At 70.1% G+C, this 22,093-nt stretch carries 26 protein-coding genes; 11 read left to right on the top strand and 15 right to left on the bottom strand.

All coding sequences use genetic code 11. The features are described from left to right. Genes ACWIGU_RS13025 through ACWIGU_RS13015 form a run of 3 tightly spaced genes read left to right on the top strand, consistent with a single transcriptional unit; the run spans position 1 to position 2,899 of the window. A complete protein-coding gene (locus ACWIGU_RS13025) occupies positions 1–981 on the top strand; it encodes an AfsA-related hotdog domain-containing protein (RefSeq protein ID WP_454400202.1) in 981 nt (326 codons plus the stop codon). Between the two features lie 23 nt (positions 982–1,004). Then, positions 1,005–1,664, top strand: a complete 660-nt coding sequence (locus tag ACWIGU_RS13020; protein ID WP_454400200.1) for an HAD family hydrolase — start codon at positions 1,005–1,007, stop codon at positions 1,662–1,664. Positions 1,665–1,684: 20 nt separating this feature from the next. Then, on the top strand, positions 1,685–2,899 hold the full coding sequence (locus ACWIGU_RS13015) for a cytochrome P450 (protein WP_454400198.1): 1,215 nt from the start codon (positions 1,685–1,687) through the stop codon (positions 2,897–2,899). Here ACWIGU_RS13015 and ACWIGU_RS13010 read toward each other — a convergent pair. Next, the gene (locus ACWIGU_RS13010; RefSeq protein WP_454400196.1) at positions 2,879–3,211 is read right to left on the bottom strand and encodes an ArsR/SmtB family transcription factor; all 333 of its coding nucleotides are present in this window, start codon (positions 3,209–3,211) and stop codon (positions 2,879–2,881) included. The two genes, ACWIGU_RS13015 and ACWIGU_RS13010, sit on opposite strands and share 21 nt — an antisense overlap. 143 nt (positions 3,212–3,354) lie before the next feature. Between ACWIGU_RS13010 and ACWIGU_RS13005 the strand changes: the two genes are divergently transcribed. The 4 genes from ACWIGU_RS13005 (at position 3,355) to ACWIGU_RS12990 (ending at position 6,870) form a co-directional block, all read left to right on the top strand. Beyond that, entirely contained in the window at positions 3,355–4,953 is a 1,599-nt protein-coding gene (locus ACWIGU_RS13005; protein ID WP_454400194.1) for an MFS transporter, read from the top strand. Beyond that, a complete protein-coding gene (locus tag ACWIGU_RS13000) occupies positions 4,950–5,165 on the top strand; it encodes a LexA family protein (RefSeq protein ID WP_454400192.1) in 216 nt (71 codons plus the stop codon). The genes ACWIGU_RS13005 and ACWIGU_RS13000 overlap by 4 nt, the downstream gene beginning before the upstream one ends. 107 nt (positions 5,166–5,272) lie before the next feature. Continuing rightward, the gene (locus ACWIGU_RS12995) at positions 5,273–5,929 is read left to right on the top strand and encodes a 4'-phosphopantetheinyl transferase family protein (protein ID WP_454400190.1); all 657 of its coding nucleotides are present in this window, start codon (positions 5,273–5,275) and stop codon (positions 5,927–5,929) included. 50 nt (positions 5,930–5,979) lie between these two features. After that, entirely contained in the window at positions 5,980–6,870 is an 891-nt protein-coding gene (locus ACWIGU_RS12990) for a UbiA family prenyltransferase (RefSeq protein WP_454400188.1), read from the top strand. 5 nt (positions 6,871–6,875) lie between these two features. Here ACWIGU_RS12990 and ACWIGU_RS12985 read toward each other — a convergent pair whose 3' ends face one another. The 11 genes from ACWIGU_RS12985 to ACWIGU_RS12935 all read right to left on the bottom strand — a co-directional run bounded on the left by ACWIGU_RS12985 (position 6,876) and on the right by ACWIGU_RS12935 (position 15,650). Continuing rightward, positions 6,876–7,184: a Dabb family protein gene (locus tag ACWIGU_RS12985; protein WP_454400186.1), complete on the bottom strand. Its 309-nt coding sequence runs from the start codon at positions 7,182–7,184 to the stop codon at positions 6,876–6,878. A gap of 41 nt (positions 7,185–7,225) precedes the next feature. Then, positions 7,226–7,897, bottom strand: coding sequence for a hypothetical protein (locus ACWIGU_RS12980; protein ID WP_454400184.1), 672 nt, complete (start codon positions 7,895–7,897; stop codon positions 7,226–7,228). A gap of 45 nt (positions 7,898–7,942) precedes the next feature. Continuing rightward, on the bottom strand, positions 7,943–8,764 hold the full coding sequence (locus tag ACWIGU_RS12975; RefSeq protein WP_454400182.1) for a thioesterase II family protein: 822 nt from the start codon (positions 8,762–8,764) through the stop codon (positions 7,943–7,945). After that, positions 8,761–9,813 carry an acyl-CoA dehydrogenase family protein gene (locus ACWIGU_RS12970; protein ID WP_454400180.1) on the bottom strand — a complete coding sequence of 351 codons (1,053 nt, stop codon included), beginning with the start codon at positions 9,811–9,813 and terminating at the stop codon, positions 8,761–8,763. The genes ACWIGU_RS12975 and ACWIGU_RS12970 overlap by 4 nt, the downstream gene beginning before the upstream one ends. Before the next feature lie 22 nt (positions 9,814–9,835). Next, positions 9,836–10,936: an acyl-CoA dehydrogenase family protein gene (locus tag ACWIGU_RS12965; RefSeq protein WP_454400178.1), complete on the bottom strand. Its 1,101-nt coding sequence runs from the start codon at positions 10,934–10,936 to the stop codon at positions 9,836–9,838. Further along, positions 10,926–12,551 (bottom strand): amino acid adenylation domain-containing protein, encoded by a 1,626-nt coding sequence (locus ACWIGU_RS12960; RefSeq protein ID WP_454400176.1) that lies wholly within the window; start codon positions 12,549–12,551, stop codon positions 10,926–10,928. Before ACWIGU_RS12960 ends, ACWIGU_RS12965 begins: the two co-directional genes overlap by 11 nt. After that, positions 12,548–12,793 carry an acyl carrier protein gene (locus tag ACWIGU_RS12955; protein ID WP_454400174.1) on the bottom strand — a complete coding sequence of 82 codons (246 nt, stop codon included), beginning with the start codon at positions 12,791–12,793 and terminating at the stop codon, positions 12,548–12,550. The genes ACWIGU_RS12960 and ACWIGU_RS12955 overlap by 4 nt, the downstream gene beginning before the upstream one ends. A gap of 44 nt (positions 12,794–12,837) precedes the next feature. After that, positions 12,838–13,839 carry an iron-containing redox enzyme family protein gene (locus ACWIGU_RS12950; RefSeq protein WP_454400172.1) on the bottom strand — a complete coding sequence of 334 codons (1,002 nt, stop codon included), beginning with the start codon at positions 13,837–13,839 and terminating at the stop codon, positions 12,838–12,840. Positions 13,840–14,082: 243 nt separating this feature from the next. Next, positions 14,083–14,310 carry a hypothetical protein gene (locus ACWIGU_RS12945; protein ID WP_454400170.1) on the bottom strand — a complete coding sequence of 76 codons (228 nt, stop codon included), beginning with the start codon at positions 14,308–14,310 and terminating at the stop codon, positions 14,083–14,085. Beyond that, positions 14,307–14,765, bottom strand: coding sequence for a helix-turn-helix domain-containing protein (locus ACWIGU_RS12940; protein WP_454400168.1), 459 nt, complete (start codon positions 14,763–14,765; stop codon positions 14,307–14,309). Before ACWIGU_RS12940 ends, ACWIGU_RS12945 begins: the two co-directional genes overlap by 4 nt. Before the next feature lie 78 nt (positions 14,766–14,843). Then, complete coding sequence (locus ACWIGU_RS12935) at positions 14,844–15,650, bottom strand: pyridoxal-phosphate dependent enzyme (protein ID WP_454400166.1); 807 nt, start codon at positions 15,648–15,650, stop codon at positions 14,844–14,846. Between the two features lie 451 nt (positions 15,651–16,101). On the opposite strand from ACWIGU_RS12935, the gene ACWIGU_RS12930 reads away from it, so the two are divergent. Together ACWIGU_RS12930 and ACWIGU_RS12925 are read left to right on the top strand one after the other, a co-directional pair. After that, positions 16,102–16,329 (top strand): tautomerase family protein, encoded by a 228-nt coding sequence (locus tag ACWIGU_RS12930; protein WP_454400164.1) that lies wholly within the window; start codon positions 16,102–16,104, stop codon positions 16,327–16,329. A gap of 56 nt (positions 16,330–16,385) precedes the next feature. Beyond that, positions 16,386–16,871, top strand: a complete 486-nt coding sequence (locus ACWIGU_RS12925; RefSeq protein ID WP_454400162.1) for a RidA family protein — start codon at positions 16,386–16,388, stop codon at positions 16,869–16,871. A gap of 456 nt (positions 16,872–17,327) precedes the next feature. Here ACWIGU_RS12925 and ACWIGU_RS12920 read toward each other — a convergent pair whose 3' ends face one another. From ACWIGU_RS12920 to ACWIGU_RS12910, 3 genes are all read right to left on the bottom strand, one after another. Beyond that, a complete protein-coding gene (locus ACWIGU_RS12920) occupies positions 17,328–17,537 on the bottom strand; it encodes a hypothetical protein (protein ID WP_454400160.1) in 210 nt (69 codons plus the stop codon). A 145-nt stretch (positions 17,538–17,682) separates the two neighbouring features. Beyond that, positions 17,683–19,641 carry an AMP-dependent synthetase/ligase gene (locus tag ACWIGU_RS12915; protein WP_454400158.1) on the bottom strand — a complete coding sequence of 653 codons (1,959 nt, stop codon included), beginning with the start codon at positions 19,639–19,641 and terminating at the stop codon, positions 17,683–17,685. Positions 19,642–19,797: 156 nt separating this feature from the next. Continuing rightward, positions 19,798–20,391, bottom strand: a complete 594-nt coding sequence (locus ACWIGU_RS12910) for a TetR/AcrR family transcriptional regulator (RefSeq protein ID WP_454400565.1) — start codon at positions 20,389–20,391, stop codon at positions 19,798–19,800. Between the two features lie 218 nt (positions 20,392–20,609). On the opposite strand from ACWIGU_RS12910, the gene ACWIGU_RS12905 reads away from it, so the two are divergent. Then, entirely contained in the window at positions 20,610–21,089 is a 480-nt protein-coding gene (locus ACWIGU_RS12905; protein WP_454400156.1) for an SCP2 sterol-binding domain-containing protein, read from the top strand. 23 nt (positions 21,090–21,112) lie between these two features. Next, positions 21,113–22,075, top strand: a complete 963-nt coding sequence (locus ACWIGU_RS12900; RefSeq protein ID WP_454400154.1) for an aldo/keto reductase — start codon at positions 21,113–21,115, stop codon at positions 22,073–22,075. The last annotated feature ends 18 nt before the right edge of the window (positions 22,076–22,093 follow it).

The raw sequence follows: 22,093 nt of genomic DNA, 5'->3' as shown, positions 1-22,093 counted from the left end.
ATGGACACCATCACCGCGTCTCGAGGTCATGCCGCCACCACGGCGGACCTCTCGGACCTCTCCTACGACCGGACCGTCTCACGCGCACTCGTGCACCGCTGGTCGCTGTCCGAGGTCTTCCTCACCGACCACCGCAACACCGACGACCGGCGGTTCCTCGCCGCCGCGCAGCTGCCGCTCAGTCACTCCTATTTCCGTGACCACCTAGGGGCCGAGGCCCTGCACGACCCCCTGTTGATTCTGGAGGCCTGCCGCCAGTCGGTGACCTGCGCCGCCCACGAACACCAGGGTGTGCCTCGCTCGACCACCTTCATGGTGACCTCCTGGACCCTGGACATCCCGGATCCCGCGGCCCTGCGGTGCGGTGAGCGCCCCGGCGAACTCGCCATCCAGGGCGAGGTCACCGACCGGCGGGAGCGCGCGGGGCGCCTGCGTCGCGTGGTCTTCGCCATGGAACTCGCCCTCGACGGCGTCTTTCTGGGGACCCTGACCATGGACGTCACCTGCACACCCACCGATCAGTACCATGCCTTGCGGCACATGCAGCGGGGCAGTGAGGTGCCCACCGCCTTCACCCTGTCCGGGGACCCCACGGGCGTACCGGCGGGGGCCGACGACCTCGCACGGATCGATCCCGGCAACGCCGTTCTCGACGACGTCCTGCTCCAGGACGGTTCCTTGACCGCGGTACTGAGCCGTCGGACGTACCGCAATCGGAGCATGTACGACCACCCCTACGACCATGTGCCGGCCATGGTCTTCAGTGAAGCGGCGCGCCAGTGCGCGCAGTTGCTGACCGGTCCGCATACCGAGGGAAGGCGCGTCCTGCGTCTCGCCGGCGAGTTCCAGAAGTTCGCCGAGCTCGACGGGGAGGTGCTGCTCGCCGCCCGTGCGCAGGACGGCGACAGCGGCCCGTCGTGTCTCATGGCCGCCACTCAGGACGGGGCCACCGTGGCCTCCGTGTCCCTGCTCCTCGGCTGACCGTCCCACCACCAAGGATTCTTATGCAGCTCCCCATGATCTGGTTCGACTTCGGCGGCGTGCTCTCCCCTCCCCTGGAGGAGATCTACATCGCCTACGAGAGGAAGACGGGTGTCTCCCCGGCGCAGTTGAAGGCTGCCATCAAGGCCGTGGCAGACGAGATGAACGTCCCCACCATGGCCCCGGTGGAGACGGGCCTGCTCACGGAGCCGGAGTGGGGCAGCCGGTTGCGTCGCCTGCTCACCGAGCTCAATCCTGGCATCGACCTGTCGCGGGCCGAGCTGGAGGCCTTCGGCCGCCAGTGGTTCGACGGCATCGTCGCCAACCCCGACATGGTGACTGCCCTGCAGACCCTGCGGGACAACGGCTTCAAGGTGGGCATCCTGTCCAACAACGTGGCCGAGTGGGCCCCGCACTGGAAGCGGATCATCGCTGGTGTCGGCGAGGTCGACTGCCTCGTCGACTCCAGCGAGGTGGGCTGTCGCAAGCCCGATCCGCAGATCTTCGACATCGCGGTGAAGTCCGCCTCCGTGGCGCCGGGCGACTCCGTCCTCATCGACGACGTCGAGGAGAACTGCGCGGCGGCGGAGCGGGCGGGCTGGCGGGCGGTGCGCTTCCAGGACAACGCTCAGGTCGTCGCGGAACTCCGTGCCATCACCGGACTGTCCGACCTCGCGCGATGAACGACGGAGCCACCTCTACGATGAGCACCTCGCTGGACATCTCCCCCGCGACGCGGGTCTGCGTCACCGACATCCCCGGGCTCGATCCGGAGCCCGCCTACACACCAACTGCGCTGCACTCGGCGGGCGGTGTCCCGCTGATCACACTGCCGACGGGGCACAGCGCCCTGCACATCACCCGGTACCAGGACGTACAGAAGGTCCTGACGGACACCACGTTCGCCCGGACCGAGACGAACGTCGAGGACGGCCCCAGCTTCTTCCCGACGATCATGCCGCCGGAGCTGCTGCTCAATCTCGACACACCCGACCACGCCAGGATGCGCCGGTTCGTCACGGCGGACTACAGCGCCGGAGGGGTGGAGAAGCTGCGGGACAGCGTCGAAACCCTCATCGGGGAACGCTTCGCGGCCCTGCGCGCGCAGGAGCGGCCCGACCTGTTCGGCACGGTTCTGGATCCACTGCCCCTCACCGTCAACTGCCGGTCGCTGGGCATCCCGGAGTCAGACATTCCCGACTTCCGGACCTACTCCCGCACGGTGCAGATGGCCCCGTGGGACGACGTCCCGCACCTGCTCGACCACTTCTGGAAGGCGTACAACTACGTCACCGACCTGGTCACCGGGGCCCGCCCCGTGGTGCCGGGCGGGATGATCGACCGCTTCGTACGGAACCGGGACCGGACGGAGCCCCCGCTGTCGGATCAGGAACTGGTCGGTCTGCTGTTCGCATCGGTGCTGGGCGCCGACCAGAACGTGCTGTCCGTGCTGACCAAGGTCGTCTATTCGCTGCTCTGCGCCCCGTCGCTCTACAGCAGGCTCGTGGCGGAGCCGGAGCTCGTCCCCAAGGCGGTCGAGGAGCTGATCCGGCTGATACCGCTCGGCACCATCTCCACCTTCCCGCGGGTGGCGCGGCACGACGTCGAGCTCACCGACGGCCGCATCATGGCGGGCGACCTCGTCTACGCGGACGCCTTCGCGGCGAACCGCGATCCCGAGGCCTTCGCCGACCCGCTGGCCATCGACCTGGACCGGGAGGACAAGCGGCATCTGCAGTTCGGCTACGGGATGCACCACTGCATGGGTGCGGCCCTGGCCCGGCTGCAGATCAACGCCCTGCTGTCGCACCTGGTGCGGGAGTTCCCGACCCTGACCCTGGACGCCGATCCGGCCGAACTGCCGTGGGACCACGGCACGCTGCTGCGCCGGCCGACGTCACTTCCGGTGCGCTGGTAGGTCGGGGTTCGCACGGACGAGGTCCAGGAGGCCCGGGAATCGGGTCTCCAGGTCCTGGTGGCGCAGGTGTGCCTTGCGGCTGTTGCCGCGGTCGACCTGCCGGATCAGGCCCGCCTCCCGCATGATGCGGAAATGGTGACTGAGCGTGGACTTGGAGAGGTCGAAGCCGAAGGACGAACAGTTGCGTTCGGCGCCCACCTCCTCCCGTAGAAACGTGGAGATGACCTCGTAGCGCAGCGGGTCAGCCAGTGCGCTGAGCACCGTGCGCAGGTCCATCCCCTCGCGGCTGGGGTGGCCTTCCTCGTCGGGCATCTCCCTCTCCCGTCCACGATCTCGCCCGGGTTTCACCCCCGAGTCGAAGGTTCTACTTGCATCGTACCTCCCCACCTGCCAGTCTCAGGTTCGGAAAATTTCTAACCTAGGGCCGACCGCCGGCCCCCTTTTGGAGTTCACTCATGTCAGCAGTCACCGACGCCGCACCGGACTCCCCGGCCGGTTCGCCTTCCACAGGCCCTGACGGGGCGCCGGCCAAGAGCCCTCGGCAGGCGCTCACCCTGGTCGCCGTCCTGCTTGCCGTGTTCGTCGTCCCCACGTCGATCTCCGGTACCGGTGTCGCGCTCCCGTCCGTCGCGACCGGACTGCACGCGAGCGCCGGTCCCGTGCAGTGGGTCGCCAACGCCTTCAACGTGGCGTTCGCCTGTTTCACGCTCGTCTGGGGCTCCATCGCGGACATCATCGGCCGCATCAAGGCGTTCGCACTCGGCGCCGCCGTCTTCACCCTCGCCTCCGTCGGCAGCATCTTCGCCGCGAACATCTACGTCCTCGATGCCGCCCGCGCCCTCGCGGGACTCGGCGGAGCCGCGATCTTCGCCTGTGGCAGCGCCATCTTGTCCACCGTTTTCGACGGCCCCGCCCGCGCCAAGGCCTTCGCGCTCTTCGGCACCGTCGCGGGCATCGGCATCTCCGCCGGTCCGTCCATCTCCGGCGCCCTCGTGGAGAACGCGGGCTGGCGTTGGGTTTTCGTCCTGCACGCGGTGGCCCTCGCCGTCGTCCTCGCGCTGGTGCCCGTTATCGCGCGCCACATTCGTGAGGAGCGGCAGGAGGGTGCCCGGATCGACGTACTGGGCAGCCTCGTGTTCATCGTCGCGATGTTCCTGCTGACCTGCGGCATCGTTCAGGGCTCGCAGTGGGGCTGGGGCAGCGTGGGCGTACTGGCGCTGTTCGTCGGGGCGGTCGTCGCGCTCGTCGTCTTCACCGCGGTGGAAAAGCGCCGCAAGCAGCCCATGCTCGACCTGGCGCTGCTGCGCAACCGCCGCTTCGTGGCGCTGTGCCTGGTCCCGATCGCCGGTTCCTTCGGCTTCGTCACCATGCTGACCTACCTGCCCAGCTACCTCACCGCCGTCGGCGGCTACAGCACCGGCACCGCTGGACTGATCATGGTCCTGCTCACCGTCCCGATGCTGATCTGCCCCCTGCTCGCGGCCCGGCTGGTCTCCCGCGGCATCCCCGCCATGCGGATCATCTACGTCAGCATCGTGTGCCTGATCGTCGGCGACCTCGGCCTCATGCTCTACTCACCCGAGGTCTCCGTCGCCACCGTCGCCTTCCCCATGCTCGTCACCGGCGCGGGCATGGCCCTCGCCGCCGGCCTCGTCGACGGACAGGCGCTGGAGATGGTGGCTCCCGAGCAGGCCGGCATGGCGGCCGGGTTCCTGAACACCCTGCGACTGGGCAGCGAAGCCGTCGCCGTCGCCGTCTACGCCTCCCTCCTGGCGACGACCATCTCCTCCAAGGTCCGTGACGGAAGCGGCTCGTTCCCCTTCCACGGCGACTCCGGCGCTCTCGCCGGGCAGGTCTCCGTCGGCGACGTCAGCGGCCCGGTCGGCCGGATGGCGGCGTCCAGTCGCGACGCCTTCGAGGACTTCCTCGTCAACGCCTACGACGGGGCGTTCCACAACGTCCTGTGGATCCTTGCCGCGACCTGCCTCGTCCTCCTCGTCGTCATCGCGTCGATGCTGCGCGGCTCCGAAGGTCGCGATTCGGCAGCGGAATGACGAACGAGGCCCCCACCGAACGGCAGCAGCAGATACTGCGTGCGCTTCGGAGCCGGGCCACCAAGGACAGGAACTCACCCTCGCTCCGGCGCATCGCCGCGACGATCGGCCTGTCCAGCCCGGCGACGGTCGCCTACCACCTGCACCGCCTGAAGACCGAGGGCCTTGTCACGCACACGAACGGGTGCCGGCGACCCGCCCGCCACCGCTGAGCGACGCGCACGCCAGCCCCGGCCCAGGAAACGCCGCGAAGGCCACCTCCGCCGCGGAGGTGGCCTTCGCGACACCCCGCGCGGGACACGAGAGTAGGGATGACCCGGTGCACAGCACGACAACGGTCGTGGTGGCACGTCCGCTGCCAGGCCTCGCGGGCGTGCTTCGCCTGGGCGGGGACGCGGCCGCCGAGGACCTCCACGAGGAGGAACGGGACCTGCTGACCCGGATACCGGAACGCCGCCGACGGGACTTCGTCCTGGGGCGCCGAGCCGCCGCGCACGCGCTCGCCCAGGTCGGGCGCGAGGGCGCGGTGGTGCGCGAAGGTGCCGCACCCCGTTTCCCCGACGGCGTGCACGGGTCGATCAGCCACTGCCTCGGCAGGGCGGCGGCAAGCGTGGTGACGATCCGTCAGGACATGCTCGCCCTCGGGGTGGACGTGGAGCGCGTTGGACGCCTCAGCCCTTCCGCGGCCCCACTGATCTGCACCGAGCGCGAACAGTCCCGCCTCGGGAACCTTGGATCCCCTTTGCTCACCACGGTCTTCTCGGCGAAAGAGTCGATATACAAAGCGCTTGGCCGACTCGCCATCAGACGCACCCCCCTCGTGTTTCACGGGGTCGAAGTCACGTTGTGCGGCAGCCGGATTCAGATCGCGGACACAGGTGGACTCCTGCTACCAAACGAGGCCATCGAGGGAGAATTCTGGCGAGTGGGAGAATACGTCTGGACTATGGTGTGGGTCTGGTCACGCCGCACCTGAACCATGCCTGTGACCTCGGACGCCTCCTCTCCGTCGCATATAATTGCAGCATGCATACAATCGACATCACCATAAGACGCCCACCAATTGCGCACATCATTCAGCATTCTTTTGCCGAATCACGCCCAGTCGTTCAGTTTGTATTCGCCCTGCGATTTATTGTCGGAGTCCTGTGCGCGGTACAGCTGTCCGTCGGGGAAATCACTTGGGCAACTGCCGCCGGATTGGTCGCCTGGATCTGTGTCGCGGTGTCCGCGTACGTGCTCAACGGCGTGATGGATGTGACCGAGGATCAGGCGAACGGTTCACGCAGGCCCATCGCTTCAGGGCGCCTTCCGGTGCGGTCCGCTCTCGTCGTCGTCTGGGTGACGGCCGGGGCCTCGCTCATCATGGGCGGGATCTCCCACGTGTGGTGGCTGGCCGCGATCTTCGCCGCGCTCGGCTGCGCGTACTCGGTGCCGCCCGTGGCGGCGAAGCGCAACAGTGCGACAGCCGGAGCCGTCGTGCTCGGGATGGGACTCGCGACCTACATGGCCGGGGCGGCCGCGACCGGAGGCCGGATCACCGCCGGCGGTTTAGCGTTCTTCCTCGCGATGTCCCTGTGGATGGGCCTCGTCGGCGCCATCTCCAAGGACCTGAGCGACGTTCACGGGGACGCCATCAGCGGTCGGCGCACGCTGGCCGTGATCAAGGGCGAGCGCTTCGCCCGCCGGTTCGCCGCCGCCGCGGCGACCGTCCTGGGGGTCGGCGCGGTACTGGCCTCCGTCGAGCTGGAGCCGGTCACCCTGTGCGGCTCCGTACCGCTTGCCGCCGGGGCGCTGTGGTTCGTGGCCCGGTGTCGGCGCCGGACATCGAACCCACGAAGCCCGTACCACGCGTTCATGGGGGCGCAGTACGCCGCCAACGTCGGCATGTTGGCCGGACTGCTGCTGTTCCGCTGACCCCCCTACCCGGCCGTCGGCAGCGCATGGCCGCCTTCTGTCCCGTACTCGAAGACCAGAAGCTCACCGCAGGCCGCAAGTTCCTCCCTGATGGGTATGTGCGCCGGGTGGTGCTTCCAGACCTCGATCGACTCGGCATTCTGGAAGGTAAGGACAAACATGCGGTCGTACCCCAGGGCGCGGCCACCGTGGTCGACCGCCGTCTCAATACGGAGCAATCCCGGTACCTTGCCACGGAGCCGCTCGAATGAGTCCAGAACCTTGTCGACCCGCTCGGGTGTGGGGGAACTGACCATGACGATGCGGTTGATCATTGACGAGAACCTCCTGCGGATTACGGAACGCGGACCTGGCCCTAGAGCGTGAAGTGGACCGGGAGTTCGGTGGCGGGGGCCGATTCGTCGTCGAAGGGGGGCGGGGCCCAGGCGCCCAGACGGGACGTGGTCTCGCCCTTGATCTCCTCCAGGTGGCAGATGATGTTCAGTGGCCAGCCACCGTTGCGGAAGAGGTATGTGTCCATCAGCGTGGGGTGCTGGCTGAGCTTCTGGCCGGCGGCGTGGTCGGGCCAGAAGCGATGGACGTCGGCATGCATGTGGATGGAGCCGAGGAGGTCGAGGCCGCGCGACTCCACATCCCGTGTGATGCGCAGGAGCTCGGCGGGATCGCACCAGTAGCCGCGGCGGCCGTTGGTGTACGGACTGCCGAAGCACGGCACGATGACGTCTGCGAACTCCTCCAGTACCACCGGGTCGCTCTCACGCACATTGCCCGCCCACTGGAGCTCGCTCACGTGGAAGCTGTCAGCGGTCATCCTTCCGACGAGCAGCGCCCAACATCGGGGCAGGTACTGCTCCTCGCTCGCGGACCTGGAGGAGTCCCAGGCCCTGTGGTACTGGGCCGCCGCGTCCTTGAGGAACGGTTCCAGGAGCTTGGGGTTGATGAAGACGCCGGACGCGGCCGGTGCGTGCCGGTCGCTCTGCTGGGCTTCCTGCGCCTCGTCACGGGGCGCAAGGGTGGATTTGGGCATGCGTGTTCCTCACTGGTCTCAGGGGGCTTTGGGTCCTTGGGTTCTTCAGGTCGACAGCGCGGCTGCTGCCACGGGGGCCAGGTCCGCCAGTCCCTCTCGGTAGAAATGACCGCCCTCCGGCCGTACGAGAGTGAAGCCGCCGTCCGCCACGTTCCGCCACGCGTCAACCTGCTCGACGCGCACGGCGGGGTCTTCGCGGCCGACCACCGCCACGACGGGGCAGCCCACCGCGCCCCGTCGCGGAGGCGGGCGCCGGGTGTAGGAGGCCGCCGTCTCGATGTCGGCACGCATCACCCGGGTGAGTAGGCGGCGGGCGACCGAGGACGCGGCGAGTTCGGTCGGCACCCCGCCGAGCTCGCTGAGTGTCCGCCAGAGCGTGCCGTCGTCGGCGGCGCTCAGGGCGAGCGCCGCCGGGGTGTGCCAGGGTGCGGCGGCTGCGCTCAGGATCAGCAGCTCCGGGCCGTGGCCCACGGCGTGCGCGGCCTGCGCCCAGGCCGCCGCGGTGAGCGCGCCCATGCTGTGGCCGAGCAGCACCCAAGGCCGTCCGTCGGCCGGCCGGCAGGCCGCGTCGAGAGCGGAGACGAGGCGCGCCATGTCGGAAAGCGGACGTGAGGTCGTCATCTGGCGGCCGTGGCCGGGGAAGTCGACCGGGCACGCCCGATACCCGGGCGGCAGCGCATCGGCCCAGCAGTCCCCAGCCGGCCCGCCGAACATCGCCGCCGAACCGCCCGCGGGCGGCAGCAGGAAGAGCGGGGTCACACCGTCGGGCGGGAACCCATCGGGCATCCAGCGACGTGCGTTCGCGGCGGCGGGCCGCACGGCGTGCTCGGCGGCCGGGGCCCCGCCCGGCGTCGTGCGGTCCGTCACGGCAGGCTCCGTGCGATCTGCATGAGCAGTGCCTCGTCGCTTCCGCCCGCCAGGGCGAGTCCGTGGGCATCGCGCAACACGCGTTCCGCCACGGCGGACGGCTTTCGCCGCATCGCCTGCTCCGCGACACGGCGCAGCAGCCGACCCGACCGGAGCTTGGCGGAGGCCGCCTCGCGCGGCGTGCAGGTGGCCTGCGCCAGGTGGCGTACGGCCCGGGCGCCTGCCGCCTGTTCACACAGCAACTCGTCCCGCAGGACGCGGACTTGGCTGTCGTGTGCGAGCCACGCGGCCATCGCCGTCTGACGGACGGCCAGCATGACGCGCTCGTGCACCCAGTGGCGCATGAGAGTGAGCAGGCCGCTGCCGGGAGCTCCAGCCGCGGCTTCCCCAGGCAGCTGTACGTGGTCCAGGCGAACACGGCCCACCAGGCCACGGTGCCCGAAGGTCGACAGCGAATCCACGCCGACACCGGGGGTGCGGGCCGGCACCCGCAGGAGAGTGTGTCGGCCGGGAGCCCGTTTCGCGAAGCGGGTGTCACGGGCGAGGACGAAGAACTCGTCCGCGAAGGGCGCGTTGCTGATGAACCACTTCTCGCCCCGCAGCGTCGCCCGTCCGTCCTGCTCGTCGCGCTCGACGATCGTCGTCATGGCGTCGAAGTCGAGTCCGCCGCCCGGCTCCGTCACGGCGAGCGCCGTGAGGTGTCGCCCTTGACGCGCCGCGGCCACCGCCGGGTGGCCACTTGCGCAGACATGCGCGAGCAGTCGGCTGCCGACCTCGGTATGCGTGAGTACGACCGCCCCGGCCGGCAGCGGCGCCAGCGTCTCGTGCAGGACGGCGGAGAACGCGACCGCGCGCGACGGATCGGCCCCGATGACGGGGTCGAGCAGCCCCGCACCGCCGAGGGCTGCGATCGCTTCCCTGGCCGGGGGCAGCAGTTGGGTGTGGTCCCAGGCCTCGGCGCCGAAGACCTCGGGGTTGGCACGGATCAGTGCGCGGACACTCTCGCGGTACTCGTCGAGGGCGGGCCGAGGCACGGACGACGTACTCACCGCAGTGGTTTCCTCACGTCTCTCAACACGCGTCATCGAGCACCTCCGCGGTTCGTCGACCTTCAAGGCCCCTGACCGACGCCAATTTCCTGCTGCTCAGCAGGAGTTCCTGGAGTCGGCTCCCCGCCTGCTGGCCCGCCGCCCCGCGCAGGTGCAGACAGTCCGCGGTGGTGTCGCGCAGCAGCCGGGAGGCGAGGCGCTCCGCGGCGGCTGCACCTCCCCGAGCCCGTTCTTCTCCCGCCGCCTCTCCCCCGGCCGCCTCTCCCCCGGCACACACCCCCGCGTCTTCGGAGGCGAGCGCGTCGATGAGGGCGCGCACACCATCGCCGCGTGCCGCGAGTTCGGCAAGGCGGAAGCTCACCGACTGGTGCTCGATCAAGGGGCGGCCGAACGAGTGACGATCACCGGCATGCCGTACGGCCTGCTCCATGAGGTGCTCGGCAGCGGTGAGCTCGTAGGCCGCTAGGCAGAGGCGGGCGCCGTCGGTCGCCTCGTCGTCGACGGTCACCACGCGGCCCTCCGGGACCAGGACCCGGTCCAGGACCAACTCTGTGGTGGGGTCCGCCGAGTGCAGCGTGACACCTTCGGCACGCGCGGGCACGATGCCGGCGCGGACCACGCCATCCCCTGCGCCCACCCCTTTCACCGGCAACGGAACCAGGAACGCATCGAGTCGGTCTGCCGCGCAGTAGCCGTACACGCGGCCGGTCAGGCGGATTCCGCCGGGCACAGCGGACGCCGCGACGGTGGACGCCGGGGAACCGGTCAGCGGGTGGCCGAAGACCCGGGTCCCCTGCCGCGCGAGCAACAAGTCGCTCGTCAGGGAACCCGAGTCGGTACGGGCGAGGGCGGGCAGGGCCAGTGCGCAGTGGGCAGCCACGGCCGCGGCTTCGAAAGGTGTGAGCAGATCGGCGAGGCTCCTGGCGAGCGCGAGCGCCACCGAGGCGGCGGGGCGACTCCCGGGGCCAGGATCCAGCAGTCCGGCAGCGCCCAGCGCGCCGAGCACCGCACGTACCCCGATGCCATCGGGTCCGCCGTGCGCGGCCTCCAATTCGAGCAGGGCGACGGCGGCGCGGGTACCGAGGTCGTGCGCGTCGTCACGGGGACATGTGTCAACACGCATGCTCGGACACCCCCTTGGAAGACGGCAACGTGGGCGAGGAGGACAACGTGGACGACGTGAACTCGGGCACTGCCGTCCAACCACCTTTCGCCAGAGTCGCTTTGACGGTCTTCACATCCGGTTTGCCGTTCGAGAGAACGGGGAGGTGACTCAGCTTCGCGTAGGCGCCAGGCAGCATGTACGCAGGCAGCAGCTCGGCCGCATGCCTGCGCAGTTCGTCGGCGTCCGCCCCGGTCGCCGGCACCAGCAAGGGCCGACCCACGTCTTCCCCGGAGGCCGGGGCATCGGCCCACAGCACCGCACACCACAGCTCCTGTCGACCGCTCCCGTGCGGCCCGGGTGCGACGAAGGCGCGGGAGACCCGGGGGTGCGACTGGAGCGCAAGGGCGATCTCCTGGAGATTGACCCGGTAACCCCGGTGCTTGATCTCGTCGTCGCGGCGGCCCGCGAAGGCGACAGAGCCGTCGGAATCGCGACGGCCGAGGTCACCGGTGCGGTAGAAGCGGGTGTCGCCGATGTCGATGAAGGCGCGGGCCTCCTCCTCGGGGCGGGCCAGGTATCCATTCATCACCTGGTCGCCCGCGATCAGGATCTCGCCGGGGCCGTCGGTGGTGACGTCGTCGCCCGCGAGGAAGCGCACCGTGATGCCCGACAGCTCCCGGCCCAGCGGGTAGGCCTCGGTCCGGTCCGGCTCGTACTCGGCGATCAGGTGCGCCACGGCGAGACACGTGGCTTCGGTGGGGCCGTAGCCGTTGATGACGGTGAGTCCGGGCGCGGCGGCGAGCCACGCGTTCACCGCCCGGGGGTCGAGCACTTCCGCACCTGTCATCAGGCGCCGTAGCGAGCTGATGTCCCGGCCCGCGAAACCCCGGGTCCCGGTGGCGACCAGCGCGAGGGTGGACCCCACGGCCGCCAGGTGCGTGATGCGTTCCCGCTCGATGGTGCCCGCGAGCCGCGCCGGCAGCGGCACGTCCGGCCCGATGCGCACGGACGCCCCGCACCACAGCGGGTAGAGCAGGTCCACTACGGACACATCAAAATGAAGCGCCGAGGTGTTCAGGCACCGTGCGTCCGGTCCCGCCTCCAGCAGCGGGTGCACGGCCCGCAGAAACGCCCCGAGCGCCCGGTGCGAGATCTGCACCCCCTTGGGGTGCCCCGTGCTGCCCGAGGTGTAGAGGCAGTACGCGACGGAGTCCTCGTCACGCTCTTCCGGCAGCGGTCCGGACCGCTGCCCGGACAGCTCACGGAGCCCCAACGCCCGCACGCCGTCCGCCTTCCAGGGCACATCGACGTCGTCGTCATGGAGCAGGACCCGGCATCCCGCGTCCGCGAGCAGCCCCGCGAGCCGCCCTGCCGGAGCCTTCGGGTCCAGTGGTACGTACGCACACCCTGCCCGCAGCACGGCGAGGAGTGCCAGGACCGCGGGCACACTCTTCGTACCGAGGACGGCGACACGCTCGCCGGGGCGGATCCCCAGGCCCGCGAGGCCTACGGCGGCGCGCTCGACGCTGTCGACCACGTCCCGGTAGGAGAGCGTGACGTCACCGCTTCTGAGGGCGACCGCCGTGGGCCGCTCCGAGCCGTGCCGGGCCACCGCTTCGAGGAGACCGCTCATCGCAGCCTCCGCCGGTCGACGAGCCCGCACAGCGTGTCGAACTCGCCGAGCTCGTCGAAGTCCGAGTCGTCCGTGCCGAGTTCGATGCCGTAGGCCTGCTCCAGTACGACCGAGAGCTCGACCAGGTCGAGAGAGTCGAGCTGCAGCGCGGCCCGGCCGGTGAGGAAGTCGGCTGCCGGGCGTCCCTTCAACCGGCCGACTGTCTCCGCCAGTTGTTCCCGCACAGCGTGCAGAGCGGACATGGGTGACTCCTTGCGGGGAAGTGGGTGAACGTGCGGCGGTCGGGTCAGGCGCCCGGCGTGGAGGACTTCAGGCGCTCGTCGAGATAGCGGGCCGACGAGTTCAGGCGCCAGAGGGCGCCGCGCGCCATGCCCTCGCGCATGTAGGCGGAATCGGCGGCGGGGACGAGCACGTTGTGGAACCAGCCCGCGGCGTGCTGCGAGTCGATGGTGATGTGCAGCTTGTGGTAGGTGATCCCGACCTCGGGCAGCCCGAGCCGCTCCCAGGCACCGACGACCTGGACGAAGCGGTCCGGCGCGAACCACTCCGTCATGCCAAGGAAGCCGACGGCCTGCGGGTAGTACTGGCGGTAGCGGCACAGCAGGACCGCCAGGTTGCCGGAGAGCAGGGCCTCGGCACTGAGGGCGTTGTCCAGCTCTTCCTGCGTGATGTCGAAGACCTCGTAGATCTTGTTGAAGAGGTGGGTGTGCACCTCCTCGGCGTTGCCGTTGCCCATCTCGTCCCAGTAGTTGCCCGCGATCTCCAGCTTGGCGGGGCCGTCGGTGCCGACCTGCATCAGGGCGAGCAGGTCGTCGAAGCGGCCGTCGACGACGGACTCCTGGATGACGTACGTGCGCAGATCGTCGGCCGACGCCTGGTGGCGAATGAAGTCCAGGTAGTACGGGTGCTTGTACGCGGCATGCGACTTGGCCTGCTCCTTGAGCCAGGTCAGGAAGGACTTGGGCGCGGTGGGCGCCGAGGCTATGAGACCCGGGTCCACATGCCGGTCCTCGGCCGCGATCGTGGCCACCTCCAGCATCCGCGTCACCTCGTGGACCACGACGGAGCCCTCGGCCGTGAGCGCCTCGGGGAGCCGGGTCAGCAGGTTGTACACGCGGGCCAGCAGCAGTTGCTGAGCGTAGAAGGCATCCCGGTCGCCCGCAGCGGCACGAGTGTTGAGGACCTCGACGGCCTCGGTCAGCTCGCGGCGCGGGGTGCCGGCCAGGGATCGGTCGACCAGGTCGGCGGGGTGGTCGAGCCAGGGACAGAATCCGTCCACGAGAGCCATCGGGCCATGTTCCGCAAGTTTGCCGAACTCCCTGGGCAAGGCGTTCAGGGAAGTGGGCATCTGAGCTTCGAACGATTCCGTCGAGGCCTGTACAGACATGGAAAGCTCCTCGTCAGAGATCCCGCAGGGAAACGTCGGGAACCGACCCCGGCAAGATCGTTTGCATAACCTGCCGGAAGAAAAGCAGACCAGAGCAGAAGGCGTCCAGAGAGTGAGACCAACTGTCCCACCTTCTGAAACAGTTTAATTCCCTTTGATCGAACGCGAGTTCAGCGCCCGGTCGGCTCCATATGCCTGCATACGCAAACCCGCCTCCACCATGGACACGGCGGCGCACAGACGCCTGCCGATACCGTCCGCACGCAGAGCGAGATCGGGGCCGCCCGAAACGGCCACGGCCAGCGCCGGCCCGTCACCGGGGTGGAGGGCCACCGGCGCGGCAAGGCAGGTGACATGGGCACGTGTCGTCATCCGGGCCCCTGCGCCGGTGGCGCACGACGCGCCCCGTGACGCGCGTCGAGCACCACGTCAACGGCGTCTCCGCAGGCCTCCTCCACGTGGCCCACACGCACGACACGGCGCAGGCCCGAGAGCTTGTCGGCGCCGGCCACGCACTCCCGGGCGTCGCCGACCCGCCGATAGACGTGCACGCTTTCACCGGTCGCGGCGTGCAGCAGGTCCACCGCACGCGCCGCCAGGCCGAGCAGCAATTCCTGATCGGCGAGCGCCCCCAGCTGAAAGGCGCGACCACCGAGTCGGTACACCCCCGAATCGTCACGTCTGAGCATGTCCTGTCTGACCAGTGCGTTCAGGAGGCGAAACGCCGTAGAACGAGAGACTCCGGCGACCCGGGCAAGCTCCCCGGCACTTCCCCCGCCACCCGCCGCCGCCTCGATCAGAGCCACAGCCCGGTCAAGTACCTGCACGTGCCGACCTCCGCGGTCCACCGCCGCCCGATCCCCTGCTCATGGGCGCGGTTCAGTTCTGGAGGAACGCAGCAGCGATCATCGGGACCACCGGGCATCCGGGAATGCCGTGACCACCGTGGCTTCGGCGGGCAGCGAATCAGCCACCTGCCACGCGGCCGCCCAGCTCGCGGCCGCGTCGGGGCCGGCACGCAGTCCCGTCTCCCGCTCCAGTCGGGCGTGGGCGACGGCCGGCACCGGGACGGGAGCGGACACACGCTCGGCCCCGGGCACGTACGCGCGCAGAAACGGCCTCATCGGTTCGGCGCCGTGCACGCCGTCCGCCCGGTGTCCGCCGGCCGGAGCGACGGCGACCGTCCGCACCCCAGGATGGCAGGGCCTCAGGGCACGGGAGACCCCGGCCAGGGACGCCCCGGTACGGACCGTGGCGACCCATGCGGCCAGGGGGCGCCCGCCCGTCTGGCTCAGGATCTCCGCACCGGTTCCGTACTGGTGCGTCGCGACAGCGGCGGTGTCGCGCAGCGGGTGCAGCAGGGTCCTTCCCGGGTCAGCCATGGCGATCCGCAGCGCGCGGTCGACCAGCGCGGCGCCGCCGCCCCGGACTTCGACCACATCGACCGCCATGCCACCCGCAGCGACGCTCCCCTGCGGGACGGCGCAGCGAATCGGCACGCCGGTCAGCCTCGTCAGCCGGTCCAGGGAACGGACCAGTCCGGGGTCGTCCGCGTAACTGAGCAACCGCAAAGGCTCCGGGTCGTCCGCGTACTTGAGAGCGGCCTTGACGAAGAGCGCGTAGGCCACCCGCCCCTGCGCGCAACCACCCGGGCCGACCGATTCATGCTTGGCGAGGATCCTGGCGCCGCCGTCCGGTGACGGTACTTCCACGAGCGGAGTCGCATCCGCCGCAGCCAGGAATTCGCGCAAGCGGGGAAAGCGCTCAAGAACTGAAGTGTCATCGGGTGGCGGAACCACGGGCGCCAGGGGGCGCTCGAAGGCGACACGATTGAACGCTGTCAACTGGCTCGGGAAAGAATGTGGTTGACGGGGCCTGGCGAGCGTTGGCGCGTTCATGCGGCCACTATGCCGAGCAAGACGGGTGGCAGCACCCTCCGGGAGCAACTGTCTCGCATGCCGGATCATGTGCGTTCACCAGCTCCTGAGAAGACATCAAGCCCTGTTCATAAGCGTGCAATTGACAGTGCGCGCACCAGATCCTCCGCGTCTCAGACTTCAAGATCATTACTCGGACGCTGGTCGGCCCGTCCGCCACAACCATATGGTCAGGCCTGCCCCGGCCCCATGGGGAGCCATTCGTCCAGGACAGAGGAGAGCGGACATGCCCGTCGTTACGATCCAGGTCATCGACGAAGTCACTCCCGAGCAGAAACAGCGCATGGTCTCGGGCGTCACGGACCTGCTCCACGACGTCCTCGTCAAGGACCCGGACCGCATTTACGTCATGGTCCAGGAAGTCCCCCTGGACAACTGGGCGGCAGGCGGAATTACCGTGACGGAGCGCCGTGCCGCCGGGGTCGACGGCCTGTGCAAGTGCCCGGAGCACTGACCGTCGGACGGCGGAGCACAAACCACCTGACCTTGTGCGGTCGGAGGAGAGACGGGATGGACCCGACGCAGACAGAACTGCCCCCACCGCCGAGGCCGGTGGCGCTCTACACCCCTTTCGCCGACAGCGGCGAATTCACAGCGGTATCCGGGCAGGGGCCGGTCACGACGGCAGGCGGCTTGCTCTGCCGCGGCGGCCTGGGACGGGACTTGACCCACGAGGAAGTTGCGCGAGCCGCAGAGCTCGCGATGACGAACGTGCTCGCCGTCCTCCAGTCGCGGCCCGGGGGCATGAAGCGCCTCGAATCCGTGCTCCGTGTGCTGATCGCCGTCGCGTGCACGCCAGATCGCGGCGGCCAACTACAGCCGGTCGCCGACCGGGCTCTGGCGGTCCTGGCCGACGCCCCCCATGTAGGCGGCTCCCGCCCGGCGTGCACGATCATCGGCGTGCCGGCCCTGCCCCTGGGAATCCCGGTGGAGATCGAGGCGCTCGCGCGAGTCCGCATGGTCGCGGCGGCACCTGCGCGGCTTCCCGGAACGTGAGGCCTCCCGGCGGGCGAGTGCGGGGCCACTGCCACGGTGATCGACGTCGCCGCCGCGGGCAACGCGATTGCGCCGCTGGTGACGCGGTAAGCGGATGCCGGGCGAAGCCAACCTCCCCCAGCCGGGTCCCCAACAGACCGGACTCCTCGGGGTGGTCCGTGCGGAGAGTACGTCGCTTCAACGACGATCCGCGCCCCGGAAAGCCGCACGTCACGCCCGTTCCCATCTGTATCGCGCCCCGCCGGGGGCGCCGCGCTCAGGCCCTGCTTCGGTAGGGCCTTTCTGCTGCGCAGGCGGTGCGCTGGGCACGACACGCCGAACCCTCCCCCTCCCGCCCCCGGAGACCGGACTGAGGAATTCCCCGGCCGCTTCAAGCCGCCATAGATGTCCCGCATCTGCCGATCGGCGCAGCGGGCCCAGGCGGCGGGCGGCACGGGGGCGCTGCTGCCGGCCCGCTCAGCGACGTGGGCTCGGCGCCTTCCCCGCCCGCCCTGCGGGGTGCCTGCCCGTCAGGAGTGCGTCCGCGCCGGCCGGGGGCGCCGTGGCGCGCAGGTCGTGGACCATGCTCTGCGCGGCGTCGGACATGGCGTCCGGTGTGTAGCGGAGCGTGATGCGCGCGTCGTTGCCCTCGAAGGCCGTGGGGGTCGCCGAGGCCACGCCGTCCATTCCCGTACCGTCACACTTCCCAGCGACGCCGCGACGCTTATGCGCGCCGAACTCATTTCCGGCCGCACCGCAGACCGCCCCCGCCCGGTCCCGCACCCGCCCCGGTCACGGTCACGGTCACGGTCACGGTCCCCGCGGCGGGTGGTCAGCCCCGGTAGAGAGCCTCGATCTCCCGCTCGTACGCGGCCGCGACCGCATGCCGCTTGATCTTCAGGGAGGGCGTGAGCAGCCCGTTTTCCTCGGTGAACTCGCCTTCCACCAGAACGAATTCACGGATCGACTCGGCCCGCGAGACGGCTTTGTTCGCGTAGTCCACGGCCTCCTGCACCGCCGCGATCATCCGCGGATCACGGACGACATCGGCCATCGGGGTGCCGGCGGGCATCTTCCGTACGGACAGCCAGTGCGCGACCGCCTCCGGTTCCAGCGTGATCAGCGCGCCGACGTAGGAGCGGTTGTCGCCCACGACGATGCACTGGCCGACCGGCGGGCGGCTGCGGAGCCGGTCCTCCAGGACGGCCGGCGAGACGTTCTTGCCGCCGGAGGTGACGATGATGTCCTTCTTGCGGCCGGTGATGGTGAGGTAGCCGTCCTCGTCGAGGGCTCCCAGGTCACCGGTGGCGAACCAACCCCCGTCGAGCACCTCCCCCGTCGCCTCTGGGTTGTTCCGGTATCCGCCGAACACGATGCCGCCCTTGATGAGGACCTCCCCGTCGTCGGCGATCCGCACGGCCGTGCCCGGCACCGGGAGGCCGACCGTCCCGGGGCGCGGGGCGAGCGGCGGGGTGATCGTGGCGGCGGCGCTGGTCTCCGTGAGGCCGTACCCCTCGTAGATGAGGATTCCGGCGGCGTAGAAGAAGAGGTTGAGGCGCCGGTCGAGGGGGGAGCCGCCGCTGATCGCGTAACGCAGGCGTCCGCCGAGCTCCTTGCGCACGCGGCGGAACACCAGCAGGTCGTAGAGGCCGCGGGCGAGGCGGAGACCGAGGGACGGGCCGCCCTTGCCGTCGGGGCCCATGCCGTCGGGGCCCTTGCCGCGGCCGAGGATGCGGGCCATGTGCGCCTCGGCGTAGTTCACCGCGATCCGGTCGGCCCGGTCGAACGACGCGCCGCGGCCGAGCTTCTCCGCGGTGGCCCGGCCCGTGTCGTGGATCTTCTCGAAGAGGTACGGCACTCCGACCACGAACGTCGGCCGGAACGAGCGCAGTTGGGGCCTCAGCTCGTCCGGCTTGATTCCGGGGCAGTGGCCCAGTTCGATACGCGCGAGCATGCAGGAGATCTGGATGGTGCGGCCGAGGATGTGCGCCAGGGGCAGGAACAGCAGCGTCGAGGCCGCCTGTCCGGTCACCTCTTTGAAGATGGGGTGCAGCAGCTCCACCGTGTTCGCGGCCTCGGCGTGCAGATTGGCGTGGGTGAGGATGCAGCCCTTCGGCTTCCCGGTGGTCCCGGAGGTGTAGCAGACGGTCGCGACGGTGCCGGGGGTGAGGGCGGCGCGCCGCTTGGTCACCTCCTCGTCGTCCACCTCCCTTCCCAGGGTGGCGAGTTCGAGCACCGCGCCCGCGTCCAGCTCCCAGCAGCGCGGCTGCTCCTCCTCGGGCAGCGCGGCGAGCGCGGCCCGCGCGGTGGCCGTGTTCCCGGGGGTCTCGGTGATCAGGTGGCGCGCGCCCGAGTCCCGTACGATCCACTCGATCTGCTCGGCCGACGACGTGGCGTAGACGGGCACGGTCTGCCCGCCGGCCGCCCAGACGGCGAAGTCGAGGACGGTCCACTCGTAGCGCGTACGGGACATCAGGGCGACGCGCCCGCCGGGTTCGAGGCCGCCCGCGATCAGGCCCTTGGCCGCTGCGGTCACCTCACGCGCGAAGGCCGCCGCCGTGACGGGACGCCAGTACTCGCCCTCCCTGCGCCGCAGGACCACGGCGTCGGGCGCCTCGGCGGCGTTCGTGAAGGGGATGTCGGCGGGTGTGCTCCCGCCGGGGTCCGCGGCGAGGGCGGCCGTGCGCGCCTCGCGCACGGTTCCATGCTCGTCCTTGACGGTCTCGACGGTGACCCGGTCCGTCAAGTCGCTGCGCTGCTGTGCCCGTTGAAGATCCTTGCGTACGCCCATGACGGCTCCAGGTCGCGGCTGACGTGATCCCTGCGTCTCGCTCGTCCCACACAGACTTGCAGACTTACCCGGGCGTCAACTTACCCACGCGTAACGGAAATTCAATGGGCCGGACACGATCAGCCGACGTGAGCGGCCCAGGGTCGGCCCCGGTGGTCAGGTGTCGCGCGGGGTCCAGACCTCGCCGTCGAGGACGTGCCGCATCCCCACCCACACCATGTTCATCAGCCGCAGCGCGATCGAGTCCGGCGACTGGCCGGGGTGGCGCTCCATCCAGTCGGTGAGTGAATCAGCGGCGCCGACGAGCGCGTGCGCCACGAAGCCGGCGTCCTCGGCGTCGAGCAGGACTCCCCGGCCGCTGTCCGCGATGCCGTCCCCGACCAGGCCGGCCACCTCGGCCAGGACGGCCCGCCGCGCCTCGGCGACCCCGGCGGCGATGGCCGTGCTGAGCCCGGAGGCCTGCCGGTGCAGGACGACCCAGGAGTCACGGTGTCCGGCGACGAACGCGAAGAACGCGGCGAGGCCCGCGTACAGACGCTCCTCGGGCTCGCCGCCCGCGCGCGCCGCCCCCTGGAACGCGGCGACGAGCCGGTCCGACTCCCGGCGCAGGCACGCCAGGAAGAGACCCTCCTTCGAGTCGAGGTAGAGATAGACCATCGGCTTGGAAACGCCCGCGAGTTCGGCGATCTCGTCGACGGACGCGGCGTGGTAGCCGCGCTTGGCGAAGACGCGCACGGCGACGTCGATCATCTGCTGCTCGCGCTCGCGGCGCGGGACACGGCGCCGGCGGCCTGCGGGGACGCCCGGACCGTCACCCTGCGCCCCGGGACGCTTCGTGAGCCGACCGTGGCCTTCTGTCGGATCGGCCGTTGTACCCGTCACGCTTGTCAGCCCATCTGCCCCGGCCGTAACCTTACCGATTGGTAAGTTTACTGAATGGTAAGCAGTTTCGGCACACGGAGGGTTCCATGGGCGAGGGCCCCAGCACGCGCGACGGGATTGCCGGCCTCGACTTCTCGGCGGTCACGCCCGAGCGTTTCGCGAAGATCGTGAAGGGCCTGTCCGCCAAGGAGATCGACGCGATCGCCCGGGACGGAGAGCTGCGGGCACGCATCCTGAACGAGGTCTTCGCGCGCATGGAGCGGCAGTTCAGGCCGGAGACGGCGGGCTCGCTCCGGGCGCTGATCCGCTGGAAGATCACGAGCGCCGGTGACCGGGAAGAGGCCGTGTACGAGACGGCGATCGCGGAAGGGACCTGCACGGTCACCGAGGGCCGCTCGGACGCCACGCCCCGCGTCACGCTCGCCATGGGCGACGCGGACTTCCTCAAGCTGGTCTCGGGCAATCAGAGCCCCGTCATGATGTTCATGATGCGGAAGGTCAGGATCACCGGCGATGCCGCGCTCGCCGCGGCACTCAACCGCTACTTCGACACCCCCAAGCCGTGAGTGGGCGGCCTACGCTGCCCACTGTGACTACACCACCGCACGCGCGCACCGACCAGGACCGGCTGATCTACGGATGCATGGGGCTGGGCGGGAGCTGGGATTCCGCGCCCTTCCGGCCCTCCGACATCGACGCCGCCGAGGCCGCCGTAGAGGCGGCCCTGGACAGCGGCATCACCGCGTTCGACCACGCCGACATCTACCGCGACGGCAAGGCCGAGGCCGTGTTCGGCGAGGTGCTCGCCCGGACGCCCGGGCTGCGCGAGCGCATCACCGTACAGACGAAGTGCGGCATCCGCCTCGCCGACGGCGACCGTCCGGGGGTGTACGACCTGCGCGGCGCCCGCATCGTGCGGTGCGTCGAGGAGAGCCTGACCCGGCTGCGCACCGACCACGTCGATGTCCTGCTGCTGCACCGGCCCGACCCGCTGGCTGACCCGGGCGATGTCGCCAAGGCCCTCACCTCGCTCCAGGAGCAGGGCCTCGTACGGAGTTTCGGCGTCTCCAACATGAGTGCCCATCAGATCGCGCACCTCCAGTCGCACCTGGACTTCCCTCTCGTCGCCAACCAGCTGGAGATGAGCCTCAAGAGCCGGGACTGGGTGGAGGCGGGGGTGCTGGTGAACACGCCCGAGGCCGCCGCGAACGGCTTCCCGCCCGGCACCCTGGAACACTGCGCCGAGCACGGGATCCGCCTCCAGGCGTGGGGCCCGCTCGCCCAGGGCAGTTACACGGGCCGCGAGGCGACGCCCGCCGAGTACGCCACGGCACGACTGGTCGCCGACCTCGCCGAGAAGAAGAACACCACCCCGGAGACGATCGTCCTCTGGTGGCTCCAGCGCCACCCGTCCCGCATCGCCCCGGTCATCGGCACCGCGAACCCGTCCCGCATCCGAGCCTGCGCCGACGCCGCCCGCCGCGCCCCCGAACTCACCCACGAGGAGTGGTACGAGCTGTGGGTGACGGCCCGGGGGGCGGCGCTCCCCTAGGGCCTGTCGTCAGGGCAG

The organism is Streptomyces sp. NPDC055400, from assembly GCF_053644375.1.
Note: the sequence above shows the minus strand (reverse complement) of the source record. Positions and strands in the feature narration are given on the sequence as shown.